Genomic DNA, 16,958 nt, shown 5'->3' on the forward strand with positions numbered 1-16,958 from the left:
CACCACGCACGCCAAAAGACGAGCCAGGAAAAGGCAAAGCCGCCGAGGAGACGCACATCGCCGATGCGCGGCAGTTTGCGAATGGTGGCGGGCAGGTGGTCATCGCAAGTCCAGCACCAGACCTCGGCTTCGATGCCGCGCTCTTTCCATGCCGCAAGTGAACTCACCACGCCTTTCATGGACGGGCTGGAGAGATTCATGTTGGGGTCGATGATGAGAAGTCTCACTGCTGACGGGGCTGTTTCTGGAACAGCATGAGAATGCCGTAAGGCGTGCCGGCGCGTCTTTGCTCCGAGCTGAGCCCTTTTTCGGCATCAACCCACGCGACCGGAAGAAAGACGCCGTGCGCCGGAAGCCGCCATGCGAAGGCCATGCGGTTCGTCGTCGTGCGCGTGAGAAAGTAATCGGTGTGCAACGCCGTCATGCCCTGCGGGGAAAAAAGCGCCGTCAGATCCTCGGTGGTGTAACCTTCACGGCAGTGGCCGTCATTGGGAAAGGGCTCGGGGGGATGCGGAACGGTGATGAGGGCATGACCACCGGGCTTGAGGATGCGGCAGAGCTCAGCCGCCGCTTTTTCATGATCCTGGATGTGCTCAATGACCTGCGTGCTCATCACCATGTCCACGCTTTCATCGTCGAGCGGAATTTCGAGCAATGAGCCGCGCATCAACCGAGCACGCGGATCGTTGCCGAGGTTTTCCTGGAGGCGCGTGAAGTTGCTGGCGTCGAATTCGAGCGCGATGACCTTGTTGGCAAAACCTGCGGCCAGCGCACGGCGCAAAAACTCGCCCGAACCGGCTCCGCCGTCGAACAGGGTCTGTGCCGGAGGCACCTTGGCAAAGGCCTCGCGCAAACGCGGCCATTCAACGCGGTAGCGAATGGTGTTGGCCGTGTAGCAGAAGCGGCGGAGCAGAGGACGAAGCATATCAAGCCTGAGGTTTCCTTGCGATGGCGAACAGGCGCGCCGACCAGAAGCCGGGGAACAGCGTGCCGAGCCAGGCGAACGGTTTGGAGAGCACGTTCAACAGCGGGAAGAGTTTTTCCTGTTTGTAGAGCCAGGGCAGGGCTTGCAGCATGAAGGGCTCGCCGATGATCTCCGCGACCTCAAACCCGTTCGCTTCGAGCATGCGGCGCAGCATGGAAGGATTGAAGAAGCGGATGTGCGGATCGCGCCAGGGGGATTTGCGCGCGGTGAGCGGGCTGCCACCAGGATTCCAGAAGCCGGTGAGCAGAAACTCGATGCGCTGTGTGTAGTGCGCGGCGTTCGGCACGCTGAAGACGGCAGACGCGCCGGGTTTGAGTGCGCGAAGAATGGCAATGAGAGCACTGTCAGGCTCCATGAGATGCTCAAGCACCTCGAAGCACATGGCGCAGTCGGCGCTGGCGTTTTCGATGGGCAGACTGCCATCGGCGGCGATGCGGGCGACGTTGAGGCCGAGTTGCGCGGCGTTGGCGAGCGCGGTTTCGGAAATGTCGAAGCCACGGTAGTCGATCTGCCGAGCGAGCATGTCGCGGCCGTAACGCTCGCCATTGCCACAGCCGTAGTCGATGAGCCGCATGCCCGGCTTGAGCAGACGGGCGAAAATCGCCCGCTCCACGGGATGGTTCACGCCTTTGTCAGGCGTCCAGCCATCGGACTTCTGCCAGTAGGTCTCGTAGTAGGCGCTCATGGCGAGATGGAGTGTTGGAAAGGCTGCTGGGGATGGCCCTGTGGCGCGGCAGATGGCCGCACGGAGGTCGGACGCTTGGAAAGACCGAGCACGGCGGCGCAGGCCAGCCAGAAGAAAACATTCACCGGGAAAACTGTCATCACTGAACCGCTGACGGCGGAGACGAGCATGATGGAAAAGGCCAGGGCGATCATGGCGGAGGCGAACTGGCGGTCTGGCTTGGACTCGATCTGCCAGGCCTGCTTATGAAACCAGCTCAGCATGAAAACGACGACTCCGATGACGATGACAAGCGTGACCGCCCCGTAACGCATGAGGATTTCCGAGATGGGATCGTGGTAGTAATACATGCCGGTGCCATCCTCAGCCTGGCCATAGCCAAACAGCGACCAGGCCTTGGGGTTCATGAGCACGTTGGAAAAGCCGGTCAGCCGGTCCCAGTAAGTGCCGACCATGACCATGCGTGAGATGAAGGCGCCCGGCGCTCCAAGCGAAAGAGCGCGTTCGTTCATTTCCTCAAGATGATTGATCAGCCAGCCCGATGAGGCGACGAGCAGCAGAAATGAGGCGGCCACGGTGGTGTAAAAAACCTTGGTGCGCCCGTGCGAGGCGAAGCACCAGGTGCCGATGAGAGCGGTGGGCAGAATCAGCAGGGAGGACCGGCCTGTGGAGGCGATAAGGCCTGCGGTGTGCGCAAAGAAGCAGAACAACGCCAACGTACGGGCGATGACTGGCTGGCCGTTTTTCCCACGATACATGAATCCAAGCAGCAGGCTGGACACGGCAAGCACGGCATCCACGATGGAAAGCGCCGTGGGAGAGTTCAATGTGGAGAAGGCGCGGACTTCGTTGGTGTAGAGCTGCTTGATCTCGATGCTGAGGCCGCTGAGCAGGTACTCGATCTCAAAATCGGCGAAACCGTTGACCTGCTGGAACACGCCATAGATGGACACTGGCAACCACGTGAGCACGAGACACTTCCAAAGCGCGATCAGGCTGGCCTTGTCAGCCAGCAGCAGTGGAACGACAAAGAGCAGAAGCGAGTAGAGGCCGTTGTTGGCGATGCTTTGAAGGACGCCATTGAGGCCCGCGCCGCTCTGCGTGACCGCGATCGCCGCAGCGAGGAGCATGAGAAAAATGCCAACAACGAAAAGCAGCCAATCGCGACCGGTGATGCGGCGCGAACCCATCAAGCCGCTGAAGACGAGCGCGACGACGACACCGGCGAACATGGCGGGTGTGATGCCGAGGACGAATTTCAAATCCTCCTGAGTGACACGGCCGCCGACGACAAGGAGGCGCTTGAGGAGGTCGTTGTAACCGCAGAAGATGATCCAGATGTAGAATCCGAGTCGCGGCGCCATCAAGGACAGCAGAAAGCCACCGACCATGAGATACATGGACATCTGGCCGATGGTGTTGCCCTCAGTGAGCAAGACCGAGGCGACGGCATACAACCCGCCGAGCATGAGCATGGCGATGACGGCTGAAGCACCTGGATTACCGCGATTCATGGATGTGACTGAGTGCCGAGGAAACGTGAATGCCGCAGACGCGCACGAGTGTCTTGCAGGAGATGCGGAAGACGGATGACTCCGCGCAGCATGAGACCCGTGAGATCGCGCGTGGCGGCCATGCAGGGCGTGCTGACCACCCAGGCGGCGCTGTAGGCGATCAAGGTGGCCCACGCGGCCCCTAGACCGCCGTGCGCAGGAATCCAAAGCCAGTTCAGCACGATGTTGATGATGAGAGCGGCGGCCACTGCCGGGATGTTGGCCCAAAGTTTGCCCTCGATGGTGAGATACTGCGTCCTGACGATGCCCAGCGCGAAGGGAATGAGCGCCCAGGCATGCACGGTGAGCATCGGGGCCGCAGGGAGGAAGCCGGAGCCGAACAACAGGCTCACCAGCCACCCGGAGGTGAACACAATGCCAAGAGCGATCGGCAGGGTGATGGCAAGGCTGACCCCGAAGTAGTCGGCCACACGGTCACGATAATCCGGCGCTCCGGACTGCTTTCGCTGCATGAGCGGCGGCAGCATGAAGCCGGCAAGCATCATCGGGATGAAGTAGGCGACTTCGGAGATGCGAACGGCGGCGCTGTAATAACCAGCCTCGGTCTCGCCCCGCATGGCCTGCACCATGACCGCGTCCAGGCGTAGCAGCATGAGCAGTGTGAGCTGGGTAGCGATCTCATACCACGACTCGCGCAGCAGACGGAAGGAGAGGATTTTTTCCCAGCGCCACGTCCTCCATGCACCCCCAAGCTGATGGTAGCGGGCAAACAGAGCCGCAGCAGTCACGAGGCATTCGATGATGAAAGTGAGCGCAAAGAACCACAGCGGCGCATGCCACAGGATGCCCGCCACGATGGCAACGACGCTCAGTGTGAAGCCGCCAAACTGGCACCAGGTGGCCGCTGGCATGTGACGCTCGGCCTCAAACCATGCGAGCACATCCGTGGCGGCATGCGTGAGCAGAGCGAGGCCGTAAATGAGCAGCAGCGAGGCATGCGCAGGCTCGAAGACGAGCGCATACGCGGCCAGCGCGGCAAAGAGCGCGATGCCAGTGGTGAGACGCGTGTAAAAGCTGGAACCCATCAGCGCGGCCTGGTCCGCCCCATCACGCAGCAGCTCGCGCACCAGCACGCGGCCCATGCCAAGCTCGGCCAGCGTGTAAAGCAGCGACACCAGCGCGAGACTGGCCGCAAGAGCGCCAAAACCCGCGCTGCCAAGGTGACGGGCGAGCAGGCCGGTGATGACCACGTTGATGCCAAGCCGTAGCACGCGCAGCACGACTGACTGCGAGAAGCCGGACACCATGCGGTGCAGGCCAGCGCGCGGGTGAGGCGCGGGCTGGGAAGTTTCGTTCATGAAGACCGCCGTTCAGGCGGTGGCGAAAGTTTGCTCCGCGACATCGCAGAGGAGATGCCCGATGAGGAGATGGCATTCCTGGACGCGTGCGGTGATCGCAGACGGGGCTTTGAAGCTTAGTTTGGCCTCAGCGGCGCAATCCGCGCCTTTTTCGCCGGTGAAGGCGATGGTAACGCAACCGCGCTTGTTCGCGGCCTGAAGACCAAGAAGGACATTTTTACTCGTGCCACTCGTGGAGATGCCGAGCACGACATCACCGGGCTGAGCGAGAGCCTCGATCTGGCGCGCGAAAACGGTGTCGTAACCGAAGTCGTTGCTGTGCGCGGTGAGGATCGAGGTGTCCGTGGTCAAGGCGAGTCCGGCGAGAGCGGGACGGTTGATGCGGTAACGCACCACGAGCTCGGCGGCGAGATGCTGCGCGTCGGCGGCGCTGCCACCGTTGCCGAAGAAGATGATTTTTTTGCCGTTTCGCAGCGCGGTAAGCCACGCGTCGGCCAGCGGGGCGATTTGATCGCTCATCGCGCTGAGTTTCGCGATGGCGTCCTGGTGCTCGCCGAGATGCGTTTTGAAAAGGGAGGAGAAATCAGTGCTCATGTCACGAGAAGGCTGCGAGAAGCTCGTCGGGCGTCAAGGTGGCGGTGCCGAGCTTGCCGACGACGATGCCGCTGGCGTGGTTGGCGATGTCAGCGGCGTCATGCAGCGAAAACTCTGCTGCGAGCGCAAGCGTGAGCAGCGCGATGGCGGTGTCTCCGGCGCCGGAGACGTCAAACACCTCACGAGCACGCGTGGGAATGTGGTGCGGTGCATGATCGCGCTCAAACAGCATCATGCCATGCTCGCCCAGGGTCACAAGCACGCTGGTGACGTTCCATTTAGCGAGCAGAACGCGGCCGACTTCGAGCAGCTCCTTATTTTCAAGCGGCGGGCCGGGGAGGAGATGATCTTCAAGTCCGGCGGCGGCGAAGGCTTCGAGGCGGTTCGGCTTCACGATTGAAACCCCGGCCCAAGACAGCGGATTTCGCGGCGATGGATCGACGGTGACGATGAGCTGGTGCTCGGCGGCGATCTTGGCGACCAACTGCATGAGCTTTTCGGTCATGAAGCCTTTGCCATAGTCTTCGAGGATGATGGCGTCGAGGTTCGGCGCGAGATCACGCACGCGCTGCTCCACATCGATGAGTTCGGCATCGGTCAGCGGCAGCAATTTTTCGCGATCCACGCGGACGATCTGCTGCTGACGGGCGGAGACGCGGGCTTTGGAGATTGTGGGCAGTGTTTCGTGAACGAGAAGCGGCGCGGGATCGACTTTGTCTTCAATCAGAAGCGCACGCAGGCGGTCGGCGGCCATATCCTTGCCCACACGCCCCATGAGGTGCGTGTGCGGTGAGAAAGGCGAGATGTTACGGGCGACGTTGGCCGCACCACCTGGATAAAACTCCTCACGCGTGACCTCGACGATGGGCACCGGTGCCTCGGGCGAAATGCGGCGGACATGCCCCCAGATGAAGTGGTCAAGCATCACATCCCCGATGACGAGAATGCGGCCGGCCGCGAGGCGCTGGAGTTGTTCGCGGGTAAAAGTCATTTGCGGCGGCGGTCGCGGACAGCGGCGGCGAGTTGGTCGAGCATGGCTTCCGTGGTCTCCCAGGAGACGCAGGCGTCGGTGATGCTCTGGCCGTAAGTGAGCGGCTGGCCGGGTTTGGCGTCCTGGCGGCCTTCGACGAGATGGCTTTCGATCATCACACCGGTGATGGCCTTGCTGCCACCGCTGATCTGCTCGGCGATGGAGGCGGAGGCGACGGGCTGCTTGCGGTAGTCCTTCAAACTGTTGCCGTGGCTGCAATCGACCATGACGCTGGCGGGCAGGCCACGGGCGGTGAGTTGATCGGCGACGGTCTTGATGGCCGCCGCATCGAAATTGGTGCCACCTTTGCCTCCGCGCAGGATGACGTGGCAGGCGTTGTTGCCCTTCGTGTTCACGATGGCGGCGACGCCGTCCTTCGTTACGGACAGGAAGCAGTGCTGGCCTTTGGCGGCCTCGATGGCATCCAGCGCGACCTGGATGCCGCCATCCGTGCCGTTTTTGAAGCCAACCGGCATGGACAAACCGGAAGCAAGCTGGCGATGCACCTGGCTTTCCGTCGTGCGGGCACCGATCGCGCCCCAGACGACCACATCAGCGATGTACTGCGGCGTGATCACGTCGAGAAACTCCGTGCCGGCCGGAACACCGCGTTTCGTGAGCTTGATGAGCAGATCACGTGCGCCCCGCAGCCCGCTGTTGATGTCAAACGTGCCGTCGAGATGCGGATCGTTGATGAACCCCTTCCAACCGACCGTGGTGCGCGGCTTTTCAAAATACACGCGCATGACGATCTCCAGGTCGGCACCGTACTTCTGCCGCGCCTCAATGATGTGCTGGGCGTATTCGAGCGCGGACTTGGTGTCGTGGATCGAGCAAGGACCGACGACCACCAGCAGGCGGTCGTCTTTGAGATTCAGGATCGCCTCGGCACGCTTGCGCGAGTCTTCGATGAAGGCGGATTCAAGCTCTCCGAGCCGAAACTCATGCATGAGCAGGGCGGGCTGGATGAGAGGCAGGATTTCGGCGACGCGGAGGTCGTCAGTGGGATGCGAAAGACTCACGGTGAAAAGGGGGCGAAAAACGGGGGCGCAGAATGGAGGATTCTGGCCGGGAAGAAACTGAAAGTTGCGGGTTTTGGTGGGGATGCGGTCAAGGCGTCAAGGGATGGTCAAGAGGTCAAAAAGCTACCGCCTTGACCCTCTTGACAGTGCTTGACCTGCCTTAACCCAGGTTTGAACCACGCTGCCGCCCTTGGTGCCCAAAGCTCAGGCACCACCGCAAAAACGATGGAGATGGGGTGCGCACGAGACGCGGGCATGAGTTCCAAATAGGCGTTCGCCATGAATGGATAATATGTCAATTACAGTAATTTTGCATGTATTTGATAATTTAGCAAAACTAAATATAAAGCATTTGTCCATCGTGCGCACTGGCTTTGGTGGCTAATTGATGAATGAAAAAAAGGCGGTCGTTGCCGACCGCCTTTCCTGAGGTTGGTGAGATCTGAAGGCTTCGATCAGATGTCCTCGCCCACGGCGTAGCGGGTAAAACGGCGGACGACAAGGTTCTCGCCCAGCTCGGTGATTTTGCCTTTGATCAGGTTCGCGATGGTGAGATCGGGATCCTTGATGAAGGCTTGCTCCAGCAAGCAGTTGTCGGCGTAGAATTTCTCCATTTTGCCGTCCACGATCTTGTCCACGATGTTGGCAGGCTTGCCTTTGACCAGCTCAGCTCCGATTTCACGCTCCTTGGCGACGAGGTCCGCAGGGACGTCGTCGCGCTGGAGGAAGCGAGGGTTGGAGGCGGCGATGTGGAGGGAGATGTCCTTCACGAGCGCTTGGAAGTTTTCATTGCGGGCGACGAAGTCGGTCTCGCAGTTCACTTCGATCAGCACGCCGATGCGACCGGCCATGTGGATGTAGGAGGCGATGATGCCTTCCTTCGTCTGGCGGTCGGCCTTTTTCTCAGCCTTGATGGTGCCGCTTTTGCGGAGGATGGTTTCAGCCTTCTCGAGGTCGCCTGCGGCTTCGGTGAGGGCTTTTTTGCATTCCATCATGCCTGCGTTGGTCTTCTCACGCAGGGTCATGACGAGTTTCGCGGTGATTTCAGCCATTGTCGATAAGTGGGGGTGAAGATTAGTCTTTCTTGGCTTCGGCGGTGGCGACGATGACGGGGTCGATCAGCTTCTGCAGGATGATGCGGATGGAGCGGATGGCGTCGTCGTTGGCGGCAATCGGGTAGTCGATGATGTTCGGGTCGGCGTTCGTATCGACGAGGGCGACGATTGGGATGCCCAGGCGGCGGGACTCATGCACGGCGATGTGCTCGCGGGCGGAATCGACGATGACGGCGGCGTCAGGGATGCGGCCCATGTGGCGGATGCCGCGCAGGTTGCGCTCCAGCTTGATGCGCTCGCGGTTGAGGCTGGCGAGTTCCTTCTTGGACATGAGCTTGAACTCAGGCTTGTTCTCGATGTCTTCGAGGTAATTGAGGCGGGCGATGCTCTTCTTGATCGTCTCCATGTTGGTGAGCGTGCCGCCCAGCCAGCGATGGTTGACGTAGAACTGGCCGCAGGCCTCGGCGGCCTCTTTGATGGCTTCCTGCGCCTGGCGCTTGCAGCCGACGAAGAGGATTTTTTTGCCTTTGCGGGCGAGGTCGGCCAGGAATTCGGCCGCCTTGTCAATCTGGCCCACGGTTTCCTCGATGTTGAGGATGTGGATCTGGTTCTTGGTGCCCATGATGAATTTCTTCATCTTAGGGTTCCAACGCTTGGTCTGGTGACCAAAGTGGACGCCGGCTTCGACGAGCTCGGCAAGGATCGGTGTGGACATGTGTGTGTTGAGGGGTGCCTGTCTTCCGCACGCTGTTTTGAAAAGCGCTCAGCCTGGGGAGGCTGATCCGGTCGAACGGGCTGGGTGTTAAATCCCTTGGCCGGACCAACGTGGACCGGCAAAAGGGCCGCGATGTTAGCGGCATCCCCTGGTGCGGCAAGCGGTTTTTCCGCCACCAACCGGCCCCGCCAGCTCTCCCCTGCCCCTTCCCACCGGGTTTGCTTTCACTGCCGGAGACGATAATCATCCGCCTTCCCATGCCCGCCGACGCCCTTGTCTCCGCCGCCCTGACCCTGCGTGAATCCCTCCGCCCGCTGCTCTTTGCCGAGCCGGTGGACTACGTTTACCAACCGCTCGACTACGCCTGGGCACCGCATGAGGCGTATTTGCGGCGTTTTGGTGGCCAAACGAAGCGCGTCGTCTTCATCGGCATGAATCCCGGTCCTTTTGGCATGACACAGACCGGTGTCCCCTTCGGCGAGATCGCCGCCGTGCGCGATTGGATGGGCATCCGCGAACCCGTGGGCAAACCGGAGCGCGAGCATCCCAAGCGCCCCGTGCTCGGTTTCGACTGCCCGCAGTCCGAAGTCAGCGGCAGGCGGCTCTGGGGCCACTTCGCGCAGCGTTTCGGCCAGGCGGAGGCCTTTTTCAAAGATCACTTCGTCGCCAACTACTGCCCGCTTGTCTTCATCGAGTCCGGCGGTCGCAACTTCACGCCCGACAAGCTCCCCGCCGCCGAGGCCGCCGTGCTCAACCAGCACTGCGACACGCACCTTCAGACCGTCATCACCGCTTTGAAACCGGAGTGGGTCATCGGCGTCGGTGCCTATGCCGAAGCCTGCGCCGTCCGCGCCCACGAGGCCATGAACGGCTCATTCAAAACCGGCCGCGTTCTCCACCCCAGCCCCGCCAGCCCCGCCGCCAACCGCGACTGGGCCGGAGCCGCCACGAAGCAGCTCGTGAAGCTCGGAATTTGGGAGTGAGAAAAGAGCTTCCAGTCGAGAAGAGCGAGACGCTCACTGATTCAGCGGCTGAATCTTGTCCGGGTCACGCTTCCTGAGTTCCGCCTGGAGTTGCTCGATCATTTCCGCCATCCGCCGCATCTGCTGGCGCATTTCTTCCAGCTCGGCGTGGGCCTTCATCTCGCCAGGATGTTTTTCTTTGCCATGGGCCTCGGCCTGTTCCCGCTTCATGCGTTCCTCCAGCTCACGCCGCAGGTTTTGGGCGATCTCCTCGATGTTTTTGGCCGGCTCATGCAAGCCTGCGGCATGCAGGTGCTCCACGGCCTGCATGATGTGCTGCAAGCGCTCGGCCTCCGGGCCTTTGAAGTGGGGCATGTCCTTGCCCGGATGTTTTTCCGCGTGCTTCTGCGGTTTTTTCGCACTGTCGTGACCCTGAAGCCCATGCTGGATTTTCTCCGCCTGCTCCGCAAGTTCCTTCGCCTCGTCGAAACGACCGGCGGCCTTGGCGTCACGGGCACGTTCCATCAGGCTCTGCAGCGCTTGTTTCGGGTTTTCTTTGGCCTCCTGGGCGACCGCTCCGCATGCGAGTGCGAAGCCGATGATGAGTGTGGTGGTAGTCTTCATGGTGCGGCATAAACGAACCGCCCGGTGTTTTCTTGTCGCGGCCGGGACGATTCATCCGCGTGCAGCGCTGATGGTGCGGTACAGCCACACCTTCGCATAGGTCCAGTCGCGCTTCGCCGTCGGTGCGGAGATGTTGAGGACTTCGGCGGCTTCTTCAATCGAGAGACCGACGAAGTAGCGCAGCTTCACTAGCTCGGCCTTGCGGGCATCGTGTACGGCGAGCGCGTCGAGCGCCTCATGCACGGCGAAGAGTTCGCCGTTTTTTTCAATCGGCGCGGCGATCTCGATGTCGTGGGCGTCGATGTGCTCGGCGTTGGCTCCGTGACACGCCGCCAGCTTTCGCCGTGCGCGCTCGATGAGGATGCGCCGCATCGCCTCCGCAGCGGCCGCGAAAAAGTGCGCGCGGTTTTCAAACGGCTGATCACCAAGACGCATCCACGCTTCATGCACGAGCGCCGTGGGTTGCAGCGTGTGTCCCGCCTGCTCACGCGCCATCTTTGCGCGGGCCAGCTGGCGCAGCTCCGCATAGACCTGCTCAAGCAGTTCGTCTCCGGCACGGGCATCTCCGTGCTGGATGGCATCAAGGAGCCGGGTGACGTCGCTCATGGCTTCTTCGCCGGTGATTCGAGTTCCACCTTCTTGCGGGCTTCCTGCTGCCATTTTTGGATCAGTTCGTCGCGCTTTTGCTCACGCAGGATCTGGGTGATCCTCTCTTGGGCTTTCTCCAGGGGTGCGATCTCTCCTTCCTTGCGGTCGTCCACCTGGAGAATCCAGAGGAACGTCTCGTCCTCATGGATCACCGGTGTTCCCGGTTTTGCAGTGAAAACCACTTTGTCGAGGTCTGCCCGCAACGTGCCGCGCTCGACGGTCCCGCGTTCACCGCCGTCCTCGGCATAGGCATCCTTCGAATGCTCTTTGGCCACATCCGCGAAGGGCGTTCCGCCCTCGATCTTCGCGCGCAAGGCCTCCACCTTCTGCCGCTGCGCGTCCCGCGCTTCCTTGGCCTCTTCACGAGGGATGGTGATCATGTGGATTCGTACCGAAGTCTGACGAAACGCCTCCTGATGCTCCGCGTAGTAACGAGCGATGGCGTCGGGCGGTATCGGGCCTTTGGTCAACTCATCCGCTACTTGGGCAATGGCCCCGTGAAAGGTGACCTGCATTTCCGATTCCGGCCCCTGTCCTGCCAGACGCAGAAACTCGGTGATTTCGGAGAAGGTTTTTGCAGAATCTTCAAGGCGGCCAGCCTGGAACAAGGCGCTTGCCAGGTATCTCATCGCCATGAGCGTGTCGGGGTGCTGCGGGGCCAGCACTTTGCGGCAGAGCGCCAGCGTCTCCTCGCGCAGCTTGAGCGACTCTTCCTTGCGTCCGGCGTGAAAGTAGGAACCGGCCAGGTTTCCCATTACCGAGAGCGCATCGGGGTGATCAGGACCGAGCACCTTACGGCGGAGCGCAAGCACTTCCTCTCCGAGCTTGATGGCCTCTTCAGGACGATCAGTGGCTGCGTAGGAACCCGCAAGATTTTCCATTACCGAGAACGCATCGGGGTCCTGAGGGCCGAGCACCTTGCGGCGGAGCGGAAGCACCGCCTCTCCGAGCTTTATGGCCTCTTCGTGACGACCAGTGGCTGCGTAGGAAGCCGCCAGGTTGCCCACGGCCATGAGGGTGCCGGGGTGCTCGGAACCGCACACTTTGACGTAGAGGGGGAGCACTTCTTCGCGCATTTTGAGGGCCTCGTCCTTGCGACCGGAGTCGAGGTAGGAAAACGCCAGGTTGTTCATCGCCGCGAGGGTATCAGGGTGCTCGGGACCGCTCACTTTAAGGAAAAGGGGTAGCGCTTCCTCACGCATCTTGAGCGCCTCGTCCTTGCGACCGCAGTCGAAGTAGGAAGTCGCCAAGTTGCTCATCACCTCGAGTGTCGTGAGGTGTTCCGGGCCGTTCACCCTCCTACTCCAGGACAGCAATTCCTCGCGCATTTTCAGGGCCTCCTGCTTGCGGCCGACCTCGTGGTAGGAAAGCGACAGGTCTGCCATCACCGCGAACGTGTCGGGGTGCTCAGGGCCGCTCACCTTGCGGCGGAGCGGAAGCATTTCCTCTCCCAGCTTGATGGCCTCTTCGTGGCGTCGAGCGCCGGAGTAGGAACTCGCCAGGTTCTTCATCGTCAGGAGCGTGTCGAGGTGCTCAGGGCCTCTTACCTTGCGGAAAAGCGTCAGCACTTCCTCTTGAAGCTTGAGCGCCTCCTCCTTGCGTCCGGCTTTAAAATATCCAGTCGCCAGATTGGACATCGCCATGAGCGTGTTGGGATGCTCAGGGCCGAGCTTGTCTCGACTGAGTTGTAGAACTCCCTCCTGCATCTTAAGCGCGTCTTCGTGGCGACCGGCTACTGCGTAAGAACTCGCCAGATTGGACATCGCCAGGAGGGTGTCGGGGTGTTCCGGGCCTCTCACTTTACGGCTCAGCGTCAACACTTCCTCCCGCATCTTGAGCGCCTCATCCTTGCGTCCGGCTTCAAAGTAGGAAAGCGCCAGATTGTTCATTCCCCCAAGCGTCTCGGGGTGCTCCGGGCCGAGCATTTTGCGGCGCAGTGCCAGCACTTCCTCCCACATCTTGAGCGCCTCGTCGCGGCGGCCGGCACGGAAATAGAAACCTGCCAGATTGTTGATCGCAGCGAGCGTGTCGGGATGCTCCGGGCCGAGGTTCTTCTTGCTGAACGCCAGCACTTCCTCCTGGATCTTGAGCGCCTCGTCTTTGCGTCCGGCGTCGGAGTAGAAACCCGCCAGGTTGCCCATAGCAGCGAGCGTGTCTGCATGCTCCGGTCCAAGCAGCTTGCGTTGCAGCGCCAGCACTTCCTCTTGCAGCTTGAGCGCCTCCTCCCGCCGACCGACGGCGTGGTAGCAAACCGCCAGGCTCTGATTCGTTGTGATGGTATTAAGGTGCTCTGGTCCCACTGTGGCGAGTTCGTGATTTCGCACTTTCTCCATTAGCGGGATGGCCTGAGCGTCGAGGCCGAGGGCGTGGTAGGTTTCGGCGAGGGTGTATTGCAACTGCGCCCGGCGCTCGGGCTGGGTGGAGAGGTCGGATTCGAGTCTCTTTGCGGCTTTATCGAGCGTCTCTGCCACCGTGATGGTGCGACCGTCGCGCGTCGGGTCGGGGCTTTGGAAGACTTCGGTGAGGAACGTCGAGATGGCTTTCGCGTTCCGCAGCGCCACATCCTTCGCGTCGCGCTCGGCCGTTGCACGGATCGCCTGCCAGGTGCTTACGGCAGTCGCGGCGACCAGCACAGCCGCGATGAGCGCCGCCACCCGCAGCGCGGCTTTGTTCCTCCGCACGAACTTGCGCAACTGATAGCCCGCGCTCGGCGGTGTGGCGCTCACCGGCTCGTCCGCGAGGAAGCGTACAATGTCCTGCGCGAAGGCGCTGGCCGTCTCGTAGCGGCGCGTGCGGTCCTTCTCGATGGCCTTCATCACGATCCAGTCCAGGTCCGGTTCCACCAGGCGGCTGAGCTTCTCCGGCGCGATCTGCCGCGCTTTCGCCAGCGTGCTGCGCTCCTCCGCCGTCACCGTGCTGAGACGCGACGAGGGCTTGGGTGGCTCCACCTCCCGGATGATGCGCCGCATTTCCTCGTAACCGGCGGAGAGCAGCGACTTGCCGTCGAAGGGCGGTTTGCCCACCAGCAGCTCGTAAAGCAGGATGCCCAGCGCGTAGATGTCGCTGCGCGTGTCGATGTCCAGCCCGCTGAGACTGGCCTGTTCCGGGCTCATGTAAACCGGTGTGCCGACGAACTGGTCGAAGCGCGTGAAGAGCGTCTTGTCCGTGAGCTTGCCCTGCGTGGCCTTGGCGATGCCGAAGTCGATGACCTTCACCACCGGCTTGTCGCCGTGGAGGGTGACAATCACGTTGGAGGGCTTGATGTCCCGGTGGATGATACCCTTTTGATGCGCGTGGTTGATCGCCGCGCACACGTCGCCAAAGAGTGCGAGCCGCTCGCGCGTGCCCAGCGCGGCCTCGTTGCAGTATTGCGTGATGGGCATCCCTTTGACCAGCTCCATGACGAAGAACGGCCGCCCCTTCTCCGTCGTGCCAGCATCGAAGACCTTCGCGATGTTCGGATGATCCATCATGGCCAGCGCTTGGCGTTCCTGCTCGAAGCGTGCGATGACTTCGCGCGTGTCCATGCCGAGTTTGATGATCTTGAGTGCCACGCGCCGCGACACCGGCTCCATCTGCTCCGCCATCCAGACCGTGCCGAAGCCGCCCTCGCCGATCTCCTGCAAAAGTTTGTAACGCCCGATCCGCTCGCCTTCACGCTCGACGGTATGGTTGGGGGGCAACGTGCCGGGAGCCGCTTTGATCGTGGCGCCGAGATCACTGTCCGTGAAGCTATTCACTGCGGGCTCGGTAAGGAAACCCGTCGGCATCGCCTCATGCGCGGCGAGCAGCGCACTCACTTCCGTAAAGAGGACCGCATCATTCCCGCAAGCCGTGATGAGGAAAGCCTCACGGCCTTCGGGCGCATGATCCAGCGCGGCCATGAGAAGGCTTTCAGCGCTATTTGAAGGCGGCGGAGTCGTCATGGGAGTGTTCATTTCACCTGCTCATGCGAGATTTGGCGAGCAAAAGGATCATCGAATTTCACCGGGCGGCAGATTTTGGCTCCCAGACGAGAGAGGCAGCCGGCTTGGACGTTCATGCTGCGGGAACGGCCACCCTGAAACTTCCTCACTCATCCCTCTGCCCCGGCGGCGTCGTTTTTTCTCAGTTCCGCCATCGCGGTGGCGAGTCGCGGCAGAAGAAAAAAGATGAGCCGTCCTGGAGCACAGTTCAGGCTTGCTGATTCCAAGATCATCTCTGTAACCTCCCTCCACATGACCACCGCCCGCCGCTCCTTCCTCAAGCACGCCAGTCTCGCTTCGTTCAGTCTGTGGATTCCGAAAACCTTCGCGGAAGCCAGCACCGCCCGGCTCGCTCGCAGCACGCCGGAGGCGCAAGGTGTGTCAGCAAAGGCGATCCTCGACTTTATCGAGGCGGTGGAGCGTGAAAAAATGGAGCTGCACAGCTTCATGATGTTGCGGCGCGGCCAAGTCATCGCGGAGGGCTGGTGGGAGCCATACGGGCCGGATCTCGTTCACACGATGTACTCGATGAGCAAGAGCTTCACCTCCACAGCGGTCGGTTTCGCCGTCGCGGAAGGCAAGATGAGCGTGGAGGACAAGGTGATCTCGTTTTTCCCGGATGATCTGCCCGCGAAGGTCAGCGACAACCTCGCGGCGATGCGAGTGAAGGATCTGCTCACCATGGCCACCGGCAATGAGAAGGAGCCGACGCAGGCCTGCGTGAAGGAGGAAAACTGGGTGCGCACCTTTCTGGCGCAAACCATCGCGCACAAGCCGGGCACTCAGTTCATGTACAACAGCGCGGCCACCTACATGTGCTCCGCCATTGTGCAAAAGGTCACGGGGCAAACGATTCTCGATTACCTCACGCCGCGTTTGTTTGAACCGCTCGGCATCAGCGGCATGCGCTGGGAAAGTTGTCCGCGTGGCATCAATACCGGCGGCTGGGGCCTGAGCATTCAGAGCGAGGGACTCGCGAAGTTCGGCCAACTTCTACTGCAAAAGGGGAAGTGGAATGGCAAGCAGCTTCTTCCCGCCGCGTGGATCGAGGAAGCCACATGCTTTCACATCCAGCAGCCGGGCGAGGACAAAAAAGACCGCCCGAAGGCGCAGAACGACTGGCTGCAAGGCTACGGCTACCAGTTCTGGCGCTGCCAGGGCACCGCGTTCCGAGGCGATGGTGCGTTTGGCCAGTTCACCATCGTTTTGCCAGAGCAGGACGCGGTGATCGTGATGACGAGCGAGAACAAAAACATGCAGGGCCAGCTTGATCTCGTCTGGAAGCACCTGCTGCCCGCCTTCGATGCCAAATCACCGCAAGCAGCCGATTTGAGCCAACTCAAGACGCTCAAGCTCATGCCGCCGAAGGGCCGCAAAACCTCGCCCACGCTCACCCACAAGCCTTACCAGCTCGAAACGAACGCTCTCGGCCTCCAAACCGTCTCGTTCGCGTTCGAAGGCGACCGATGCGTGTTCAAGGCCGATGCCCATTCCATCACCTGCGGTCTCGAATCCTGGAATCACGACGAGGCGGTCTTCCCCGGCACACCACCACGTCTCATTTCAGGCGGCAGGCCCAAAACCGCCATGCCGTCAAAGATCGCCGCCAGCGCGACGTGGACCGATGACACCACACTCGTTTTGACCTGGCGCTATTACGAAACACCACACAGCGACACACTGACCTGCAAGTTCGACGGCGATGGCGTGACGATCACCTTCCTCAACAGCATCACCGCGATGAATCCGAAAGCGAAAGATCTGCGTGCGCCGCTAAAAGGCCGTGCAATCGCATGACATC

The 16,958-nt window shown here is 61.3% G+C and carries 15 protein-coding genes; 2 read left to right on the plus strand and 13 right to left on the minus strand.

What is annotated here, in order from left to right:
* From ACILSI_RS20605 to rpsB, 10 genes are all read right to left on the minus strand, one after another.
* A partial coding sequence (locus tag ACILSI_RS20605) for a hypothetical protein (protein WP_395723800.1) occupies positions 1–227 on the minus strand: 227 nt, incomplete at its 3' end.
* Positions 224–925, minus strand: coding sequence for a class I SAM-dependent methyltransferase (locus ACILSI_RS20610; RefSeq protein ID WP_395723801.1), 702 nt, complete (start codon positions 923–925; stop codon positions 224–226). The genes ACILSI_RS20605 and ACILSI_RS20610, both read right to left, overlap by 4 nt.
* 1 nt (position 926) lies before the next feature.
* Positions 927–1,670 carry a class I SAM-dependent methyltransferase gene (locus ACILSI_RS20615; protein ID WP_395723802.1) on the minus strand — a complete coding sequence of 248 codons (744 nt, stop codon included), beginning with the start codon at positions 1,668–1,670 and terminating at the stop codon, positions 927–929.
* Positions 1,667–3,184, minus strand: coding sequence for a hypothetical protein (locus ACILSI_RS20620; RefSeq protein WP_395723803.1), 1,518 nt, complete (start codon positions 3,182–3,184; stop codon positions 1,667–1,669). Before ACILSI_RS20620 ends, ACILSI_RS20615 begins: the two co-directional genes overlap by 4 nt.
* Positions 3,181–4,542 carry a flippase gene (locus ACILSI_RS20625; RefSeq protein ID WP_395723804.1) on the minus strand — a complete coding sequence of 454 codons (1,362 nt, stop codon included), beginning with the start codon at positions 4,540–4,542 and terminating at the stop codon, positions 3,181–3,183. The genes ACILSI_RS20620 and ACILSI_RS20625 overlap by 4 nt, the downstream gene beginning before the upstream one ends.
* Positions 4,543–4,554: 12 nt before the next feature.
* Positions 4,555–5,061 (minus strand): SIS domain-containing protein, encoded by a 507-nt coding sequence (locus ACILSI_RS20630; protein WP_395723831.1) that lies wholly within the window; start codon positions 5,059–5,061, stop codon positions 4,555–4,557.
* 76 nt (positions 5,062–5,137) lie between these two features.
* The gene (locus tag ACILSI_RS20635) at positions 5,138–6,127 is read right to left on the minus strand and encodes a bifunctional heptose 7-phosphate kinase/heptose 1-phosphate adenyltransferase (RefSeq protein WP_395723805.1); all 990 of its coding nucleotides are present in this window, start codon (positions 6,125–6,127) and stop codon (positions 5,138–5,140) included.
* Positions 6,124–7,188 (minus strand): 3-deoxy-7-phosphoheptulonate synthase, encoded by a 1,065-nt coding sequence (locus ACILSI_RS20640; protein ID WP_395723806.1) that lies wholly within the window; start codon positions 7,186–7,188, stop codon positions 6,124–6,126. The genes ACILSI_RS20635 and ACILSI_RS20640 overlap by 4 nt, the downstream gene beginning before the upstream one ends.
* A gap of 455 nt (positions 7,189–7,643) precedes the next feature.
* Positions 7,644–8,240 (minus strand): translation elongation factor Ts, encoded by a 597-nt coding sequence (tsf, locus tag ACILSI_RS20645; RefSeq protein ID WP_395723807.1) that lies wholly within the window; start codon positions 8,238–8,240, stop codon positions 7,644–7,646.
* 22 nt (positions 8,241–8,262) lie between these two features.
* On the minus strand, positions 8,263–8,958 hold the full coding sequence (gene rpsB / locus ACILSI_RS20650; protein WP_395723808.1) for a 30S ribosomal protein S2: 696 nt from the start codon (positions 8,956–8,958) through the stop codon (positions 8,263–8,265).
* Positions 8,959–9,215: 257 nt separating this feature from the next.
* On the opposite strand from rpsB, the gene ACILSI_RS20655 reads away from it, so the two are divergent.
* Positions 9,216–9,941, plus strand: a complete 726-nt coding sequence (locus tag ACILSI_RS20655) for a uracil-DNA glycosylase family protein (RefSeq protein ID WP_395723809.1) — start codon at positions 9,216–9,218, stop codon at positions 9,939–9,941.
* A 33-nt stretch (positions 9,942–9,974) separates the two neighbouring features.
* Here the strand turns inward: ACILSI_RS20655 and ACILSI_RS20660 are convergent, their stop codons facing one another.
* The 3 genes from ACILSI_RS20660 to ACILSI_RS20670 are packed head-to-tail and all read right to left on the minus strand — an operon-like array spanning position 9,975 to position 15,130.
* Positions 9,975–10,544 carry a hypothetical protein gene (locus ACILSI_RS20660; protein ID WP_395723810.1) on the minus strand — a complete coding sequence of 190 codons (570 nt, stop codon included), beginning with the start codon at positions 10,542–10,544 and terminating at the stop codon, positions 9,975–9,977.
* Positions 10,545–10,595: 51 nt separating this feature from the next.
* Positions 10,596–11,150 (minus strand): ECF-type sigma factor, encoded by a 555-nt coding sequence (locus ACILSI_RS20665; protein ID WP_395723811.1) that lies wholly within the window; start codon positions 11,148–11,150, stop codon positions 10,596–10,598.
* Positions 11,147–15,130, minus strand: coding sequence for a tetratricopeptide repeat protein (locus tag ACILSI_RS20670; RefSeq protein ID WP_395723812.1), 3,984 nt, complete (start codon positions 15,128–15,130; stop codon positions 11,147–11,149). The genes ACILSI_RS20665 and ACILSI_RS20670 overlap by 4 nt, the downstream gene beginning before the upstream one ends.
* Before the next feature lie 279 nt (positions 15,131–15,409).
* Here ACILSI_RS20670 and ACILSI_RS20675 point away from each other — a divergent pair, with 279 nt between their 5' ends.
* Positions 15,410–16,954: a serine hydrolase domain-containing protein gene (locus ACILSI_RS20675; RefSeq protein ID WP_395723813.1), complete on the plus strand. Its 1,545-nt coding sequence runs from the start codon at positions 15,410–15,412 to the stop codon at positions 16,952–16,954.
* The last annotated feature ends 4 nt before the right edge of the window (positions 16,955–16,958 follow it).

Source organism: Prosthecobacter sp. (genome assembly GCF_044232965.1).
Taxonomy (GTDB): Bacteria; Verrucomicrobiota; Verrucomicrobiia; order Verrucomicrobiales; family Verrucomicrobiaceae; genus Prosthecobacter.